Annotated in this window: 21 protein-coding genes; 9 read left to right on the top strand and 12 right to left on the bottom strand. The window is 73.1% G+C overall.

Annotated features, from left to right (window positions below; translation table 11 throughout):
- Positions 1-121: 121 nt before the first annotated feature.
- Positions 122-493, bottom strand: coding sequence for a hypothetical protein (locus AB0C28_RS27415; RefSeq protein ID WP_357850756.1), 372 nt, complete (start codon positions 491-493; stop codon positions 122-124).
- A gap of 107 nt (positions 494-600) precedes the next feature.
- Positions 601-1,284 (bottom strand): NAD(P)-binding domain-containing protein, encoded by a 684-nt coding sequence (locus tag AB0C28_RS27410; RefSeq protein WP_358078395.1) that lies wholly within the window; start codon positions 1,282-1,284, stop codon positions 601-603.
- 89 nt (positions 1,285-1,373) lie between these two features.
- Between AB0C28_RS27410 and AB0C28_RS27405 the strand changes: the two genes are divergently transcribed.
- The 5 genes from AB0C28_RS27405 (at position 1,374) to AB0C28_RS27385 (ending at position 3,265) form a co-directional block, all read left to right on the top strand.
- A complete protein-coding gene (locus tag AB0C28_RS27405) occupies positions 1,374-1,772 on the top strand; it encodes a helix-turn-helix domain-containing protein (protein ID WP_357850751.1) in 399 nt (132 codons plus the stop codon).
- Positions 1,773-1,844: 72 nt separating this feature from the next.
- A complete protein-coding gene (locus AB0C28_RS27400; protein WP_358078392.1) occupies positions 1,845-2,072 on the top strand; it encodes a hypothetical protein in 228 nt (75 codons plus the stop codon).
- Between the two features lie 134 nt (positions 2,073-2,206).
- Positions 2,207-2,353 carry a hypothetical protein gene (locus AB0C28_RS27395; protein WP_357850745.1) on the top strand — a complete coding sequence of 49 codons (147 nt, stop codon included), beginning with the start codon at positions 2,207-2,209 and terminating at the stop codon, positions 2,351-2,353.
- Entirely contained in the window at positions 2,353-2,973 is a 621-nt protein-coding gene (locus AB0C28_RS27390; RefSeq protein WP_358078389.1) for a TIGR00645 family protein, read from the top strand. The genes AB0C28_RS27395 and AB0C28_RS27390 overlap by 1 nt, the downstream gene beginning before the upstream one ends.
- A gap of 4 nt (positions 2,974-2,977) precedes the next feature.
- On the top strand, positions 2,978-3,265 hold the full coding sequence (locus AB0C28_RS27385; protein ID WP_358078386.1) for a hypothetical protein: 288 nt from the start codon (positions 2,978-2,980) through the stop codon (positions 3,263-3,265).
- A 62-nt stretch (positions 3,266-3,327) separates the two neighbouring features.
- Here AB0C28_RS27385 and AB0C28_RS27380 read toward each other — a convergent pair whose 3' ends face one another.
- Positions 3,328-4,140 (bottom strand): HAD family hydrolase, encoded by an 813-nt coding sequence (locus AB0C28_RS27380; RefSeq protein WP_358078383.1) that lies wholly within the window; start codon positions 4,138-4,140, stop codon positions 3,328-3,330.
- Between the two features lie 165 nt (positions 4,141-4,305).
- On the opposite strand from AB0C28_RS27380, the gene AB0C28_RS27375 reads away from it, so the two are divergent.
- Positions 4,306-4,992 carry an IMP cyclohydrolase gene (locus tag AB0C28_RS27375; RefSeq protein ID WP_358078610.1) on the top strand — a complete coding sequence of 229 codons (687 nt, stop codon included), beginning with the start codon at positions 4,306-4,308 and terminating at the stop codon, positions 4,990-4,992.
- Between the two features lie 8 nt (positions 4,993-5,000).
- Here the strand turns inward: AB0C28_RS27375 and AB0C28_RS27370 are convergent, their stop codons facing one another.
- Complete coding sequence (locus AB0C28_RS27370; RefSeq protein WP_358078380.1) at positions 5,001-5,783, bottom strand: HAMP domain-containing sensor histidine kinase; 783 nt, start codon at positions 5,781-5,783, stop codon at positions 5,001-5,003.
- Positions 5,780-6,118, bottom strand: coding sequence for a hypothetical protein (locus AB0C28_RS27365; protein ID WP_357850730.1), 339 nt, complete (start codon positions 6,116-6,118; stop codon positions 5,780-5,782). The genes AB0C28_RS27370 and AB0C28_RS27365 overlap by 4 nt, the downstream gene beginning before the upstream one ends.
- A 281-nt stretch (positions 6,119-6,399) precedes the next feature.
- On the opposite strand from AB0C28_RS27365, the gene AB0C28_RS27360 reads away from it, so the two are divergent.
- A complete protein-coding gene (locus tag AB0C28_RS27360) occupies positions 6,400-6,759 on the top strand; it encodes a hypothetical protein (protein WP_357850727.1) in 360 nt (119 codons plus the stop codon).
- A gap of 68 nt (positions 6,760-6,827) precedes the next feature.
- Here AB0C28_RS27360 and AB0C28_RS27355 read toward each other — a convergent pair whose 3' ends face one another.
- The gene (locus AB0C28_RS27355) at positions 6,828-7,304 is read right to left on the bottom strand and encodes a DUF2283 domain-containing protein (protein WP_358078377.1); all 477 of its coding nucleotides are present in this window, start codon (positions 7,302-7,304) and stop codon (positions 6,828-6,830) included.
- A gap of 153 nt (positions 7,305-7,457) precedes the next feature.
- Here AB0C28_RS27355 and pyrF point away from each other — a divergent pair, with 153 nt between their 5' ends.
- Positions 7,458-8,279, top strand: a complete 822-nt coding sequence (pyrF, locus tag AB0C28_RS27350; protein ID WP_357850721.1) for an orotidine-5'-phosphate decarboxylase — start codon at positions 7,458-7,460, stop codon at positions 8,277-8,279.
- An 8-nt stretch (positions 8,280-8,287) separates the two neighbouring features.
- Here the strand turns inward: pyrF and AB0C28_RS27345 are convergent, their stop codons facing one another.
- Together AB0C28_RS27345 and leuA are read right to left on the bottom strand one after the other, a co-directional pair.
- Positions 8,288-8,809, bottom strand: coding sequence for a hypothetical protein (locus AB0C28_RS27345; protein ID WP_357850719.1), 522 nt, complete (start codon positions 8,807-8,809; stop codon positions 8,288-8,290).
- Positions 8,810-8,849: 40 nt separating this feature from the next.
- The gene (gene leuA / locus AB0C28_RS27340) at positions 8,850-10,583 is read right to left on the bottom strand and encodes a 2-isopropylmalate synthase (RefSeq protein WP_358078374.1); all 1,734 of its coding nucleotides are present in this window, start codon (positions 10,581-10,583) and stop codon (positions 8,850-8,852) included.
- Positions 10,584-10,758: 175 nt separating this feature from the next.
- Here leuA and AB0C28_RS27335 point away from each other — a divergent pair, with 175 nt between their 5' ends.
- Entirely contained in the window at positions 10,759-11,460 is a 702-nt protein-coding gene (locus AB0C28_RS27335) for a FadR/GntR family transcriptional regulator (RefSeq protein WP_357850713.1), read from the top strand.
- Between the two features lie 74 nt (positions 11,461-11,534).
- On the opposite strand, the gene rbsK is transcribed toward AB0C28_RS27335, so the two are convergent.
- From rbsK to AB0C28_RS27315, 4 genes are read right to left on the bottom strand one after another with little or no spacing between them, the layout of a single operon-like run.
- Positions 11,535-12,419 (bottom strand): ribokinase, encoded by an 885-nt coding sequence (gene rbsK, locus AB0C28_RS27330; RefSeq protein ID WP_357850710.1) that lies wholly within the window; start codon positions 12,417-12,419, stop codon positions 11,535-11,537.
- Positions 12,416-13,744 (bottom strand): ADP-ribosylglycohydrolase family protein, encoded by a 1,329-nt coding sequence (locus AB0C28_RS27325; protein WP_358078371.1) that lies wholly within the window; start codon positions 13,742-13,744, stop codon positions 12,416-12,418. Before AB0C28_RS27325 ends, rbsK begins: the two co-directional genes overlap by 4 nt.
- Positions 13,741-14,880 (bottom strand): ADP-ribosylglycohydrolase family protein, encoded by a 1,140-nt coding sequence (locus AB0C28_RS27320; protein ID WP_357850704.1) that lies wholly within the window; start codon positions 14,878-14,880, stop codon positions 13,741-13,743. Before AB0C28_RS27320 ends, AB0C28_RS27325 begins: the two co-directional genes overlap by 4 nt.
- A complete protein-coding gene (locus tag AB0C28_RS27315; protein ID WP_358078368.1) occupies positions 14,877-15,953 on the bottom strand; it encodes an ADP-ribosylglycohydrolase family protein in 1,077 nt (358 codons plus the stop codon). The genes AB0C28_RS27320 and AB0C28_RS27315 overlap by 4 nt, the downstream gene beginning before the upstream one ends.
- Positions 15,954-15,957 lie beyond the last annotated feature (4 nt).

Here is a 15,957-nt window from a genome sequence, read left to right as displayed (position 1 = left end):
ACCGCCCGTCCTGTGCGACCATCCTGGCCGACCCCGCCCCGGCCGACCGGCCAGCCGGTACGGCCGCGGGACCGGCGCCCCCGTCTGCCGGCCCCGGGGCCGTAGCCCGTCCCCGGTCGGGTCAGCGGCGCAGGGACCAGACCAGGAGCCAGACGCTGAGGCCGAACAGCGTCATCCCGAGCGGCACGTGCGCCGCCACCGCCCCCGACCCACCCAGCATCGACTGGACGAACCCGAGCAGCAGGATCACCAGGCTGACCAGCGCGGGCCAGCCCGGACCCCGGGCCGGTCGCCACAGCAGGACGGCGACGACGAGCTGGGCCAGCGCCAGCGCGTGCACCGCGGTCGCGCCCATTCCGTGCGCGCCCGCCGCTCCCCCGCTCAGCAGCTGCCCGGCTGTCACGGCCTGGACGAGCACCGACAACGTGCTGAGCGCGGTGACGACCTTGAACGCGGTGGCGTACCCGCTGCCCTTGGCGACCTCGGTGACCACTGGCCTCTCCTTTGACCTAGGACGAAAGGCCTTCAGGATCCGCCCGGCGGGCGATGGCCGCATCCGCCCCCGGTCGCGATCCGCGCTACATCAGCGGTCGTACCCGATCAGGCCGGCTGGTGCTCTCCCGAGGAGGGCAGGGGCGGCAGGACGGCCTGGGCGTCGGCGCCGCCGAACCACAGCCCGATCATGAACGCCGCCGTCGCCTCCAGTTGCATCGCCCGCGCCAGGCCGCCGCCGTTCACGGGGGTGCAGCCGAGGTCGGCGACCAGCGTGCGCGCGGCGTCCATGGCGGCCGGGTCGTCCCCGCACAGGGGTACGGCCAGCGGGCGGCCGTCGAAGACCGGAGGCGTGAGCCGCCAGACGTCCACGTGGCACAGGTTGAAGCCCTTCACGACATGCCCGCCGGTGAGGTCGGCGATCAGGTGGGCGAGGGGACGCGTGGGGTCATACCGGTCGGGCGCGGCGCCGTTCGTCACGTCGATGAGCGGCTTGCCGCGCAGTGCCGGGCCGGCGGCCCGGAGCGTGTCGACCAGCCCCGCCTCCCTGACGGCCACCACCACGACGTCCCCGAACCCGGCCACCTCCGCGAAACTCCCACTCCGCACCTCTCCAGAAACTCCCCCTGCCGGAACGCCGCCCGTCCCGGCTGCCTGGGCGGTCATGTGGGCCGCGCGCTCCGCGCTCCTGCCCGGGTCCCGCCCGCTGACCATCACCTCGTGTCCCGCCGCCGCCCACTGCGTGCCCAGCGCGTCCGCCATGTTGCCCGCGCCCAGGATCCCGATCCGCATGTTCCGTCCTCCGAATGAGGGGCTTTACTTGACAGCAGGACTGTAGGAAGTCCGTCGCACACCATTCGGTTCCTATCGGAAGGCCCGCGTTGTTCCTCGCCGACTGCCAGACCCGGCTGGCCTTCGACCTGCTCGCCAACACGTGGAACGCGGTCGTCATGTGGGCGCTGCGGCACGGCCCGCGCCGGCCGGGACGGCTGCGTACGGAGATCGGCGGCATCAGCAGCAAGGTGCTGACCGAGACGCTGCGCCGCCTGGAGTACAACGGGCTGGTGACGCGCCACACCTACGCCGAGGCCCCGCCGAGGGTGGAGTACGAGCTGACCGACCTGGGCCGTACGCTGCTGGGCCCGATCGAGGCGTTCGGCGAGTGGGCCGCCGACCACGCCGACGAGGTGATGGCCGCGCAGGACCGCTGGATCATGGCGGACCCGCTGTCCCCCGCCGGTGAGCCTGGGTCAACGCGGCCTCGCGAACAACTTTCTTAGACGGAGTGTTACCGAGCCATTACTCTGGGTAGCTAATCGACGGTTGTCCAACACCGTCACCCAGGAGGTCACATGCGTTTCGCCCCCCGTCGGATCGCCGTCACCGCGCTCGTCGCCGGCGGCCTGACCCTGCTCTCCGCCCCTGCGGCACACGCCGTCGTCGATCCCGTCGTCACCCTCGCCTGCCTGGCCGAGACCCCCAACGCCGCGCTCGGGGTGGTGGATCCGGCCGCCGCCATGGACCCGGCGTCCCTGCTCGCGCCGCCCGAGCTCCCCGCGACGAACTGCCTCGCTCCCTGACCACGCGGGCTTCCGGCACGGGACCACCCCTCGACACCAGTAACGGGCGGCGGCCGCACGCCGGACGCCGCCCGGTCCCAGCCAACCGTTCGCGCCACCAGCGGGTGCACGAAGAGCCGCAGCAAGGAGTTCCGTTGAAGGTCCGAGTCCTGACCGCCGCCGCCGCGTTGGCGCTGGCCGCCGGCGCGCCGCCGTTCATCCTCGACGAGCTCGGCACAAGCGACCGTCAGCTCGTCGACATCCAGACCTACATCCAGCACATCAACGTCCTGACGTCCTAGTGCGGGTAGCGCAGCTGTCCGTGGCCGAGACGCCGACCGGGCCACGGACACCGCTCCGACGGGTCGGCTACTTCATGTTCTTCAGCCGATGGATCCAGGTGCCGCTCTACCTGGGACTGATCGTCGCGCAGGTCGTCTACGTCTGGCGCTTCATGATGGAGTTGCTCCACCTGATCCAGCTGGGCTTCGGCGGCACGCCCGCGGAGACCACCGTCATGCTGATCGTCCTCGGGCTCGTCGACGTGGTGATGATCTCGAACCTGCTCATCATGGTCATCATCGGCGGCTACGAGACGTTCGTCTCGCGGCTGCGCATCGAAGGACATCCCGACCAGCCCCAATGGCTCTCGCACGTCAACGCCAACGTGCTGAAGGTCAAGCTGGCCATGGCGATCATCGGCATCTCCTCCATCCATCTCCTCCAGATCTTCATCAACGCCGCGAAACCCACCATCACCGACCGGGAGCTCATATGGAAAACCCTGATCCACCTGACCTTCGTCGTCTCCGCGATCGCGCTCGCCATGATCGACCGGATGATGGAGGGCGGGCGTCCGCAGCATGGCACGGGCGACGGGGAGCAGTCCGCCGCGACGTCGCAGGAGCGCCTGGCCGCCTAGCGGCGTGGCGGTGCTCCTGGCGGGCGGAGTGATGCGGGTCGGACACGCGGTCGTCGCGGGGCTGGCGGCGGTGGCGTCGGCGCTGCTCGGCTGCCCCGGCGCGTACGCGGGGGACGAGGCCCCCGCGAAGAGCGGCCCGGCCCCGCTGATCGGCGATGTGATCATCTTCAACGACGAGATCGTCGAGCCGGTGTCCCTGCCGCTGAGCACGTGCGGAGGGCTGCTGCCGGTGTTCAGCGCGGCGCCGTCCTCCTGTGAGGGCGCGTCGCGCGTGTCGGACGACGACGCGTGAGTCCGTACGTGCCCGCCCGCGGGGGTGGGCGGGCACGACGGCGCGATCCCGGCGAACGGGCGTCAGGCGGCGCGGCCGAGCAGTTCCTCCAGCACCACGGCGACGCCGTCCTCGTCGTTGGACAGCGTCCGGTGCTCCGCCGCCGCCAGCACCAGCTCGTGGGCGTTGGCCATCGCGTATCCGGCGCCCGCGTAGAGCAGCACGGCCAGGTCGTTGGGCATGTCGCCGAAGGCCACCACGTCGCAGGACCCGACGCCCCGTTCCTGGCAGAGCCGGTCGAGCGTGGCCGCCTTGGTGACGCCGGGGGCGCTGATCTCCAGCAGCCCTTCCAGGCCCGAGTACGTCACCTCGGCCAGATCGCCGATCGTCTCCGACACCGCCGCGTACATCTCGTCCGCCGTGCGGGACGGCGACATGGCCAGCAGCTTGACGATGGGCCGGTCCGCGCCGAAGACCGAGTCGACCTCGCGGTAGAAGGCCGCGTCCTGCTCGATCCTGCGGGTGTAGGCGGCCTCGGTGAGCATGTTCCTGCCGGTCTCGACGGCCAGCCCGACGTCGGGCAGGGCGAGGGCGAGCGCTTCGGCGACCTTGCGCGCGGCCTGCGGGTCGAGCGGGCTGCTGGCGGTGATCTCGTCGGTGGCCAGGTCGTAGACGACGGCGCCGTTGCTGCAGATCGCGGTGCCGGTGACCTCCGCCTGGGCGGCGATCTCCCTGACGCCGCGCGGCGCCCTGGCGGTGACGAAGACGATCTCGGCGCCGGCCGCGCGGGCGGCGCGCAACGCCTTCCTGGTACGCGGGCTGACGGAGCCGGTCGAGCTGAGAAGGGTGCCGTCGAGGTCGGTGGCCACGATGCGGGGGAAGGTCACGGTGCTCACCAGGCGATTATCCCGTCCGTCCGGGCTCCCGCGAGGTCATGACGTACGCGAACGGTCTCCGGCGACCACGCGATCACGTCCGCCTCGCCTCGGAGCTGTAGGCTGGCGCGGCTGCCGCCGATGGATCGACGAGCGGCCGGATCGCAAAAGGGAGCTCGGGTGTCCATGCCGCCGCTGCGGGAAACTCTCCAGGCCAACCCCTATCCGGGACGGATCGTGGTGTGGGCCAGGACCCTAGATGGTGCGATGTGCGGCGGCTACGTCCTGACCGGCCGTAGCGAGGCGTCGAAGGCGCGTGCTCTGCGCCCGGCCGGTCACGAGCTCGTCGTCGGCCCGACCGATCCGGCCCCGGACGACCCGCTGCGGCACTACATCGCCGCCACGCGACGTGACGGCTGGCTGGTGTTCGGGAACGGGGAGCAGGTGGCGACCGTGGCCGATCGCCTGCGGGCCGGACGGCCGCCGGTCATCGCTCTGGACGACCTGGACTACGAACCTGATCCGCCGATCTTCACGCCGCGCGTCACCGTGGTCGTGAACGTGGACTCCCCCGCGGACGCCTGGTTCGGCGCCGCCCGTCGCAGCTCCGGCGACCGGACCTCGACCGATCTGCTGACGCTCTCCGTCCGGGATCTGGCTCCCGGCGATGCCGTGCTGATGACCACCTATGTGTCCGACGGCGGGCGCGTGGAGACCGGAGAGCCGTTCCTCGAAGCCGTGACCGAGGCGTCCGATCAGCACGAGCTCCTGGACGAGCTGTGGGAGGCGCTTGATCCGCGATACCGGGTGGCGGCGGCGAGTTTCACGCCCCAGGACCTCGCGGGCGCGGCTCTGCGCCACCAGGGTCCGTGACCCGGCTATCAGGCGGGCAGGGGCATGCGGAGCACCAGGCTCGTGCCCTGGCCGGAGTCCTCGATGGTGAGGGTGCCGCGGTGGGCGCGGGCGATCTCGCGGCAGATGGGCAGGCCCAGGCCGGTGCCCTTGGGGTCGCGGGCGCGTGACTCCGGCAGCCGGGCGAAGCGTTCGAAGACGAGTTCGCGGTGTTCGGGCGCGATGCCCGCGCCGTCGTCGTACACCTCCAGGACTCCGGTATCGTCCTCGGCCCTGACCGCGACGGTGACGCCGGTGGCGGCGTGGCGCTCGGCGTTGTTCAGCAGGTTGTGCAGCAACCGGGACATCAGCAGCGGGTCGCAGGTGACGAACACGTCCGGCCGCAGGTCGGCGCGGATCGGGACACGGCCGGGTGTGCGGCGCTGGAGCTCGGTGCGGACGAGCTCGGCCAGGTCGGTGCGCTGGTGCTGGGCCGACCGGTCGGCGTCCAGGCGGGCCAGGGTGAGGATCTCCTCGGCGATGGCCTGCTGGCGTTCCACGTCGCCGAGCAGGTCCTTGGCCATGTCCGGCCAGTCCACCGCGTCCGGGTCCATCAGCGCCTCCTCCAGGCGCAGGCGGGCGCCGGTGATCGGGGAGCGCAGGTCGTGCGAGGCGTCGGTGGTGAAGCGCCGCTCGCGGTGCACGGCCGCCTCCAGCTGCTCCAGGGTGCGGTTCACGATCGTGGCCAGGTAGCGGAGCTCGTCGTGGTGCGCCGGTACGGGGACCCGGTGGGCGAGATCGATCTCGGTGATCTCCGCGAGCTCGGCGGTCATGGCCTCCACGGGACGCCGGGCACGTCGCACAGCCGCCGGTCCACGGTCATGGGGCGGCGTGCGGGCACGAAGGCGGCCATCCGCGGCTGCCCCCGTACCCGCTCGGTCGCCGAGACGACCCGCCCGGCGGCATTCACCAGTTGCGTCGCGGCCACCCCTTCGACGTGGATGAGCGGCGGCGGCGGGCGGTGCGCGTAGCGGTGCACCATCTCCAGGTGCGCCCGGTAGACGGTCTTGAGCCTGAGGTCCGTCTCGTCGCGGTGCTGGTGGTCCAGGACCAGCACCGCCATGATCACGGACAGGACGAGCGTTACCAAGGTGGTCAGCAGCATCATGCGCGCCCGGATGGACCACGGTGCACGCGTGATGCGCGCGGCCGTCCGCGATCCGAAGCCTGCGACCCGCCGGAGCAGGCCGGTCAAGACGATCCCACGGCGTCCCGCCTTCGATGGACACCCAGCACAGCGGCCACCTCTTCCGGTGCTCCAGCCTCACCCCATTTTGGGTGCACTTCCCCTGACCAGCGCGAACAAGCCTGCGGCGGGGTAAATACGGCGATTGTCCGGTCGGGACGGCTCCGACAGGGTCTGGGACGGATCGGTTATAACCTACGCAAATGCTCTCCGAGGATCGTCCGGCCGACGCTCTCGCGTCCGTGTTCCGCTTCGCCACGGAGCTGGTCGCCTGGGTGGCGACCCCGTGGGCGCTCGCCCCGCACTCCGTTCCGCTGGCCGTGCTCGCCGTGGTGGTGCTGATCGGGCTGCCGACGCTCTTCGCCACCCCGGGCGACAAGCGGCAGGTGATCGTCGCGGTGCCGGGCTACGTGACGATCCTGCTGGTCGTCCTGCACGTCGTGGCCGCGGTGGCGGCGGCGTGGTCGGCCTGGCACGCGGTCGCCGCCGCCGTGGTCTCGGTGCTGGCCGTGGTGACGGTGGTGCTGGAACTGCCGCGCTGGCGGTGGCTCCTGACGCGTTAGACGGACATCGCGGACAGACCGCCCGCGCGTCTTCGGCCCTGCATCCCGGAAGGGCCACCGCCGTGCCGTCAGACCCGCATCTCGGACGGGAGCCGCCTGGCCGCGTCGGTGAGTTCCACGCCCAGCAGTTGCCCCGAGTCGCCGAAGTCGAGCACGACGTCCCCCGCCACCGTCTGGTCCGCCGCCTCTCCGGGCGCGATCTCATGCTTCATCGCTATATAGGCGATGTTGCGGTCGTCGTCGACGCTCACGTACACCGTCCGCGGCCGCATCCCCTCTGGACGGTCGTCGTCGGCCAGCAGCCCCTCCTTGGCCTCGTGAGAGCCGGCCAGCGCCGCCCTGACCATGACCATGGCCAGCTCGACCGCCTCCAGCGAGTCGAGCCCGGTGACCTTCCGCTCGTGCTCCCATCCGTCGAGCCCGTCGATCCGGTACGGGCACGACCACTCGCCCGTCACCTCCTCGTACGGCAGGCCGAGCGTGACGACCACGTCACGCGGCGGATCGGTATGCAGCGCCAGCACCCGATGGGCGATCTCGTACATGTCTGCTGATCTACCCGCACGACCGCATGTGGAAGACTCGGCCCCGCACCGGATGGGCATCGGTGCCTCGGCACCATAATGTCGCGGGAGTACGATTCATGCCCACGGCACCCGCGGGGCCGCCTACCCGTGGTCGTGAGGGAGCTTTGTCACATGAACGATTCGTTCGGGGCGCGTCTGCGAGCCAGGCTCGACGACCGGGGACCCCTGTGCGTGGGCATCGATCCGAGCCCGGCGCTGCTCACCGCCTGGGGGCTGGACGACTCGCCCGCGGGGCTGGAACGGTTCAGCCGCACCGTGGTCGAGAACGTGGCCGACGTGGTCGCCGTGGTCAAGCCGCAGTCGGCCTTCTTCGAGCGCTGGGGCAGCCGCGGCATCGCGGTCCTGGAACGCACCATCGCCGACCTGCGCGAGGCGGGCACGCTGGTGCTGCTCGACGTCAAGCGGGGCGACATCGACAGCACGATGGCCGCGTACGCGGAGGCCTACCTCGACCGGGGCAGCCCGCTGGCGGCTGACGCGGTGACGCTGAGCCCCTACCTGGGGTTCGCCTCGCTGAAGGGGGCGATCACGTCGGCGGTGGCCAACGACGCGGGCGTGTTCGTGCTGGCCCGTACCTCCAACCCGGAGGCGGCCGGGTTGCAGCGGCTCGTGGCCGGCCAGGTGCTGGCCGGGGCCACCGCCGCCAACGTGGGGCACTCCCCGTTCGGGCCGGTCGGGCTGGTGATGGGTGCCACGCTGCCGGAGCTCGAAGACTCGCTGACCGACCTCAACGGGCCCATCCTGGCCCCTGGGCTGGGCGCCCAGGGCGGCACGCCCGCCGACGTGGCCCGCCTGTTCGGGCCGGTACGGCACGCGGTGCTGCCGTCGGTCTCCCGGGCCGTGCTGGCCGACCCGAAGCGGCTGCGCAGCCGTACGCTGTTCTACCGCGACGAGTGCGCCGCGCACCTGTCGGGGGTCGTCGCCCAGGGCTGACCACCCGTTCAGAAGTGGGTCGAGATCCCGAACGTCTCCCGCAGCCTGGCCATGTCGTGCAGGTCGCGCTCCCTCGGCTCATAGCCCTGGTGGAAGGTCACCTGCTGGGCGGCCGACAGGCACGGCACGGCCACGCCCTCGATCACGCCGGAGGCGAAGGCGTCCGCCGGATAGGTGAAGGCGCCGCCGTGGTCGTCGAGCCGCTGCAGCGCCGAGCCGTCGGGGCGGAAGCTCAGCGGGTGCAGGTCCAGCTCGCGCCCGCCGGGCTCCGCCATGACGAAACGGGCGGGCCTGCCGGGGACGACGCCTTCGTGCTGTTCGGCGTACCTCAAGGCCTCCAGGGCCGCGATCACGGCGGGCTCCTGCTCCACCCGGTGGAGCAGGTCGAGGTCGGCGTGCGTCCTGGTGACGCGCCCGACGAGCGCGTCGACGCCCCAGCCGCCGGCGATCCAGACCGCGCAGCCCGCCGCGCGCAGGGCCCGCAGCACCTCCAGGACGGCGCCCGCCTCGAACATCCGTGTCCTCTCCACCGGGTGATCGTTCTCAGAGGCTGTGATCGTACGCGAGCGCTCAGCCGATCGCGTGCGCGGCCGGGTCGATGGCCCGATCGATGGCCCGGTTGACCGCGGCCAGCACGGCGCGGACCGAAGCGGTCAGGACGGAGGTGTCCGTGGCCGCGCCCCAGCGGGTGACGCCGCCCGCGCGGACCTCGACGTAGGCGATGGCCCGGCCGCCCCTGCCGGGATCGAGGGCGTGCTCGGCGTAGTGCAGGATGTCCACGTCGAGACCGTCGGCGGTCAGCGCGGCGGTCAGCGCCGACAGCGGCCCGTTGCCGGTGCCGCTCAGGGTGCGCCCGCTGGTCAGCGTCCCCTCGAACGTGTGCACGCCCGGCCCGGTCTCCACCGTGCTCCAGCTCGCCAGCGGGGCGGCCTCCCCCGGCGCCAGGTAGGTGGCGTGGAAGAGCTCCCAGAGCTGCTCGGCGGCGATCTCCGCGCCGCTGCCGTCGGTGGCCCGCTGCACCACCCGGGAGAAGTCCATCTGCAGGCGGCGGGGCAGTTCGAGGCCGTAGCGGGTGTTGAGCAGGTACGCGACGCCGCCCTTGCCCGACTGGCTGTTGACCCGGATGACGGCCTGGTAGTCGCGGCCGACGTCGGCCGGGTCGATCGGCAGGTACGGCACCTCCCACGGCGCCCGCTCCGGCGGCACGCCCAGCTCGGCGGCCCGCTTGGCGTGGTGGGCCAGGCCCTTGCCGATGGCGTCCTGGTGGGTGCCGGAGAAGGCGGTGTAGACGAGGTCGCCCGCGTACGGGTGGCGGTCGGGCACCGGCAGGCGATTGCAGTGCTCGACCACCCGCCGCACCTCGTCGATGTCCGAGAGGTCGATCATGGGATCGACGCCCTGCGCGTGCAGGTTGAGCGCGAGCGTGACCAGGTCCACGTTGCCGGTGCGCTCCCCGTTGCCGAACAGGCAGCCCTCCACCCGCTGCGCCCCCGCCAGCAGAGCCAGCTCCGCGCAGGCGACGCCGGTGCCGCGGTCGTTGTGCGGGTGCACGGACAGGATCACCGCGTCCCTGCGGGCGAGGTTGCGGTGCATGTACTCGATCTGGTCGGCGTACACGTTGGGCGTGGCCACCTCGACCGTCGCGGGCAGGTTGAGGATCACCGGCCGGTCGGGCGAGGCGTCCCACAGGGCGGTCAGGTCGTCACAGACCTCCAGCACGTAGTCAGGCTCGGTGAGGTTGAACACCTCCGGCGAGAACTCGAAGCGGATGTCGCGGGCGCCGGCCAGGCGGGCGACGTGGCCGGCGGCGTCCCTGATCAGGGCGCGCAGCTCGCGCCTGTCGTGGCCGAGCACCACCTCGCGCCAGGTGGGGGCGGTGGCGGCGTAGAGGTGCACGACCACGCGGGACATGCCCTCGACGGCGGCGAACGTGCGCTCGATCAGGTCGCGCCTGGCGGCGGTGAAGACCACCACGGTGACGTCGTCGGGCACGGCGCCCGGCGTGGCCAGCTCGCGGACGAAGTCGAAGTCGGTCTGGCTGGCCGAGGGGTAGCCGACCTCGATCTCCTTGAAGCCCATGGCCGTCTGCAGGTCGAACATCCGGCGCTTGCGGGCCGGGTCCATCGGCTCGGCCAGCGCCTGGTTGCCGTCGCGCAGGTCCACGGGGACCCAGAGGGGTGCTGCGGTGATGCGCCGCCCCGGCCAGGCGCGCTCGGCGGCGAGCGGCACTTCGACGCGCTCGTGGGCGGGCCGGTAGCGGTGGTACGGCATGGCGCTCGGGCGCTGCCTGTTCCAGTCGTACATGAGTTCGTCCTTCTCGGTGCTCGGAGGGGAGACCGGCTGGGCACACCGACCGCCGCGGCGGGGTGCCGGTCCGGTCAGGCCCCGCCGCGGCGGCCGAGAAGGAGGCGACCGTACGACGTCATGGGCGCTAGACTAACCACACCACAGGTCCTCAGACAACCTGAGAGGAAACGCGATGCCCCTCGGCTCACTCCGGCCCAGCCCGCTCGTCGAGCAGGCCACCGAGCTCCTGCGCGAGCAGATCACCCAGGGCGAGTGGCCGGTGGGCACCCGGCTGCCCGGGGAGAACGCGCTGGCCAAGGCCCTCGGAGTGGGGCGCTCGACGGTGCGCGAGGCGCTGCGGGCGCTGGCCGGGGCGGGGCTGGTGCAGGCGCGGCAGGGGTCGGGGGTGTTCGTGATCGCCACAGTCGCCGCCGCGGGCCCGGCCGAGGGGTGGGCCGCCCGGCTGCGGCGGGCCGCCATCACCGACGTCTACGAGGTACGCATGATCGTCGAGACGCAGGCCGCGGCGCTCGCGGCCGGACGGCGTACCGGCGAGGACGTCGCGGCCCTGGAGGCGGCGCTGGAGGGCCGGTCACGGGCGGCCGGGGAGGACGACGCCGCGTTCGTGGACGCCGACATCGCGCTGCACGCGGCGGTGGTGGCGGCGGCGGGCAACCCGGTGCTGTCCGACCTGTTCGCCGAGTTCGCGCCCGCCCTGCGGGAGCGGCTGATCGACCTGGTCGAGCTGCTGGGGCTGCGGGAGCACGATCGTAATCCGGGGCACGACACGCACGAGGCGCTGGTCGCGGCCATCAGGGACGGCGACGGCGCGGCGGCCGAGGAGATCCTGCGCACCGAGCTCCGCCAGACCCTCACCCACCTGCACACCCACTGACCCGCTGCGCTCGGCTGATCGGGCCGGCGTCCGGGCGGATGACGTCGTCGTCGGGCTCCGGCTCGTCCTGAGCGTCAGTCGAGGGCGTCCTCGATCTGGCGGCGGGTCGGCATCGAGGTGCTGGCGCCCTCGCGCTGCACCGACAGCGCCGCCGCCACGGAGGCGAAGCGCAGGGCGCGTTCCATGGGCATCCGCTCGGTGCGCGCCACCGCCAGCGCTCCCACGAACGTGTCGCCGGCCGCCGTCGTGTCCACCGCGTTCACCTTCACCGCCGGCACCCGCAGCCGCTCCCCCGACCGCGACCCGTACAGCGCCCCCTCGGAGCCCAGCGTGATCACCGCCTCGGGGACCAGCTCAAGCAGCGCGTCCATGGCCGCGTCCGGGCCCGTCACGCCGGTGATGGCGGCGGCCTCGTGCTCGTTCGGGACGAGGGTCGTGACCGCCTCAAGCAGCTCGGCGGGCAGCGGCTGGGCGGGCGCCGGGGTGAGGAAGACGGGCACGCCGGACACGCGGGCGGCCTGCGCGGCCCGTACGACCGCCTCCATGGGCAGCTCAAGCTGCAGCAGCAGCGCCCGTGAGCCGGCGATGGCGGCCAGGTCCTCGCCGGTGGGCCCGGTGACGGTGCCGTTCGCGCCGGGGACGACGATGATCGAATTTCCGCCGTCGTCGTCCACCACGATGTGCGCGATGCCGCTGGGGCCGGGCACCTGGCGCAGGCCGCGCACGCCCACCCCGGCCTCCGCCAGCGTGGCGCGCATCTCCGCGCCGAACCCGTCGTCGCCCACCGCCCCCAGGAACGTCACCTCGCCGCCCGCGCGGGCGGCGGCGATCGCCTGGTTCGCGCCCTTGCCGCCGGGCACGGTGCGGAACCGGTGCCCGGTGACCGTCTCCCCGCGTCGCGGGGCCTGGGAGACGTAGGCGACGAGATCCATGTTGGCGCTGCCGAAAACCGAGATCATGCCCTCATCATCTCCTGTGTCCTGGCCGCCAGCTCGGCCGGACTCACTCCGTCGAACCCGGTCAGGCTGCTGGCCAGGCTGTCGCGCAGCCGCCAGCGCTCCGGTACGCCGCCGTTGAGCGCGCCCGCGACGGACCCGGCGGTGGCGCCGGCGGAGTCGGTGTCCCAGCCGCCCGCCACCGCCCCGGCGATCGTCGCGGTGAAGTCGCCGCCGCCGTGGACCAGGGTGGCCGCGACGAGGGCGGCGTTGTGGATCGTGTGCACCCAGTGCAGGTCGCCGTGGCGTTCGTGCAGCAGGTCGACGACGCGTTCGAAGTCGTCCTCACGGGCGGCGTCGGCGACGGCCAGGCGGACCGCCGCGTACAGGCGCGAGCCGCGCGGCACCACGGACAGGCCCGCCCGCACGACCTCCTCCGCCGAATCGGCCACCAGCGCGGCGGCGCACATGGCGGCCGCGAACATGGCGCCGTAGATCCCGTTCGCGGTGTGGGTGAGTCGGGCGTCGCGCCAGGCGTACTCGGCGGCCGTGGCGGGGTCGCCCGGGTTGACCCAGCCGTAGACGTCGGTCCTGATCATCGCGCCGATCCACTCGCGGAACGGGTTGCGGTAGGTGGCGGTGGCCGGCGGCTCGACGCCGTCCAGCAGGTTGCGGTACGCGACGCGCTCGGCGGTGAACGTACGGCCCGCCGGCAGTTCGTCCAGCCACAGCTTGGCCACGTCCTCGGTGGTGAACCCGCGGCCGTGACGTTCAAGGACCGACAGGGCCAGCAGCGGGTAGTTGAGGTCGTCGTCCTCGGGGATGCCGTCCACGTTCTCGGCCAGGGAGTTGACGGCGCTGCGGCGGTTCCACGGCCAGCGGCGGGCGACGTCGTCCGGCAGGCCCTTCGCGGTGAACCAGGCCTGGATCGGCCAGTTGCCGGTGGCCTCGGCGATCTGCCTGATGCCTTCGCGCGGGATCTTCTCGACGGGCTTGCCGAGCACGCAGCCAGCCGCCCGGCCCAGCCACGCCCCCAGCACCCGCGCGGGGTCCACGTCGGCGCGGGGCCGCCGCCGAGGCCAGTCGGGGCAAGCGGCGATGATGCCGGCCAGGTCCGACGGCTCGGGCAGCGGGGAGGGGACGGCGGCCAGCTCGTCCAGCAGCTCCTCGGCCAGCCCGCGCAGCCGGACGGCCCCCGGCTCGGAGGCGCCGGCGCGCGGCGGGGCGTCGTGGCCGCCGGCCGCGTGCCAGCGGGCGGCGATCTCGCTCGCGTCGCGGCCGTCCTCGGCGGCCTGGCGCAGCTCGTGACCGACGAGGTCCTCCGGCTGCACCCAGGTGAGCCGGATCATGCGCCGTCGAGCTCGGCGAACGCGGACTCGTGGGCGCGGCGGCGCAGCAGGTCGCCCTCGTGCACCCGGCGTGCCACGGCGGCGATCGCGCGCCCCGGAGCCACGAGGTCCGTCCGGCTGGCCGCCGCCACCTGCTCGACCCACTCCTTCGGCACGCCGCCCAGCCCGCCGAGCGCGCCCGCGATGGCCCCGCCCATGGAGGCGATCGAGTCGGCGTCGCGCCCGTAGTTGACGCCGCCCAGCACGGTGTCCCGGTAGTCGCCCTTGGCGATCACCAGGAACCCCAGCGCCAGCGGCAGCTCCTCGATGCTGTGCACCCGGCTCGGCCGCCGCGCGCCCAGCCCCTGGTCACGGTAGGTGTCGGCGACCGTGTCGTACGGCCTGATCGCCGCCCGCAGCGCCTCGAACGAGCCCTCCCAGTGCCCGAGACCGGCCGCGGCCTCGCAGACCGCCTCGATGGCGGCTCTGGTGCCGTCCTTGGCCAGGCGCAGGCAGGCGGACACCACGGAGTCGGCCGTGGCGCCCGGCCGCATCGCCTCGGCCACGGCGGCGGCCATCACGCCCGCCGCCTCGCGGCCGTAGCTGGACTGGTGCGCGCCGGTCAGGTCGACGGCCTCGGCGTAGGCGGCGTCGGGGTCGGCGGCGTTGACGATGCCGACGGGGGCGACGTACATGGCGGCGCCGCAGTTCACGATGTTGCCGACGCCGGCCTCGCGCGGGTCGACGTGCCCGTAGTGCAGCCTGGCCACGATCCACTTCTCGGCCAGGAAGATCCGCTGCAGCGGCAGCGCCTCGGCCTCCAGCTCGGGGATCCAGCGCCGCTCGTTCATCAGCTCGGGCACCAGGTGCTCGGCCATGGAGTAGGCGTCCAGGTGGCCGCCGGTCTTCTCGTACACGCGGATGAGCGCGTGCGTCATCAGGGTGTCGTCGGTGATGTGGCCGTCGCCCTTGTGGTACGGCGCGATGGGCCTGGCGTTGCGCCAGTCGTCGTTGTACGGGGGCACGATGCCCTCGACGCGGCCCCCGTACCGTTCGACGATCTGCTCGGAGGTCCAGCCCTCGGTGGCGCCGCCCAGCGCGTCACCGACCGCCGCCCCCGCCACGCAGCCGGTCGCCCTGTCCTCAAGCGGCGTCATGCGATTCCCTCCAGTAGTTCGATCAGATCTCGGCCCGCCAGATCAGGCAGGCAACAACCGGACAGCGTACGGGCCGTGGCGGTCCACCCCTCCGGGATCGCCCCGTAACCGCCGCAGGCTCCGGTCAGCGCGCCGGTCAGCGCGGGCGCCGAGTCGGACAGTGAGGCCAGGCAGGCCGCGGCGGGCACGGCCCTGGTGAGCTCGCCCCCCGCCGCCTCGGCCAGCGCCAGCGCCACGGGCACGGTCTGCGCGGCGCCGACGCCGTAGCTGTAGACGTGGTCGAGCAGCGCGGCGTCCAGCGCCGGGACGGCGGCGAACGGGTCGCCCGCCTTCCTGGCGACGGACAGGGCCAGGCGGGCGTTGTGCCCGATGGCGGTGTCTTCGGGCAGCGCGGCCAGCGCCGCCTCGACCGCCGCCGCCACAGCCCTCGCCGCCGAACCCGTCACCGGCCCCGTCACCGGCCCCGCGCCGGGACCTGCACCGGGTTCCGCACCCGACGCCGGGCCTGAGGTCACGGCAGCGCTCACCGCGGCGGCCATGGCCTGGGCGGCGAGCACGCCGTCTCCGGCGTTCGTCACCTGCGCGTCCTCGGTGGGATCCCTCCCCAGGACCCCGAACGCGACGGCCCTGATGGCGGCGGCGTCGTCGAAATGATGGGGATTGTCGTGCCCCGAAGCGGGCGGCTCGACCCCGTTGGCCAGGTTGTCCAGCGCGGTGGCCACGGAGATCCGCGCCCTGATCGGCGCAGGCGCGCCTGGCGGGCCGGTGCCTGGGCGCGACGGGATGAGGTCCCTGAACGCGTCCGCGCGCGGCCGGTCGATGGTCAGCAGCGTCCACGCCAGCCACTCGGCGTCGTCGGACGGCCCGATCCGCAGCGGCGCGACGGGCTGGTTCAGCGCGAACGGCACCGGCAGCGTGGTCACCTGGTGCTCTTCGGCGAAGGCGTCCAGCTCGCGGTGCAGGCGCCGGCCCCAGGGCGCGTGCAGGGCCGCGCGGTGCCTGGCCGCGGGCCAGCCCACGGCGTCACCCACGGCGAGCCCGGCGACGGCCCCCCTGATTCTGTCCCCCGACATGGTG

This window comes from Nonomuraea sp. NPDC048892 (assembly GCF_040649735.1).
In the GTDB taxonomy this organism is placed as follows: Bacteria; Actinomycetota; Actinomycetes; order Streptosporangiales; family Streptosporangiaceae; genus Nonomuraea; species Nonomuraea maheshkhaliensis.
Note: the sequence above shows the minus strand (reverse complement) of the source record. Positions and strands in the feature narration are given on the sequence as shown.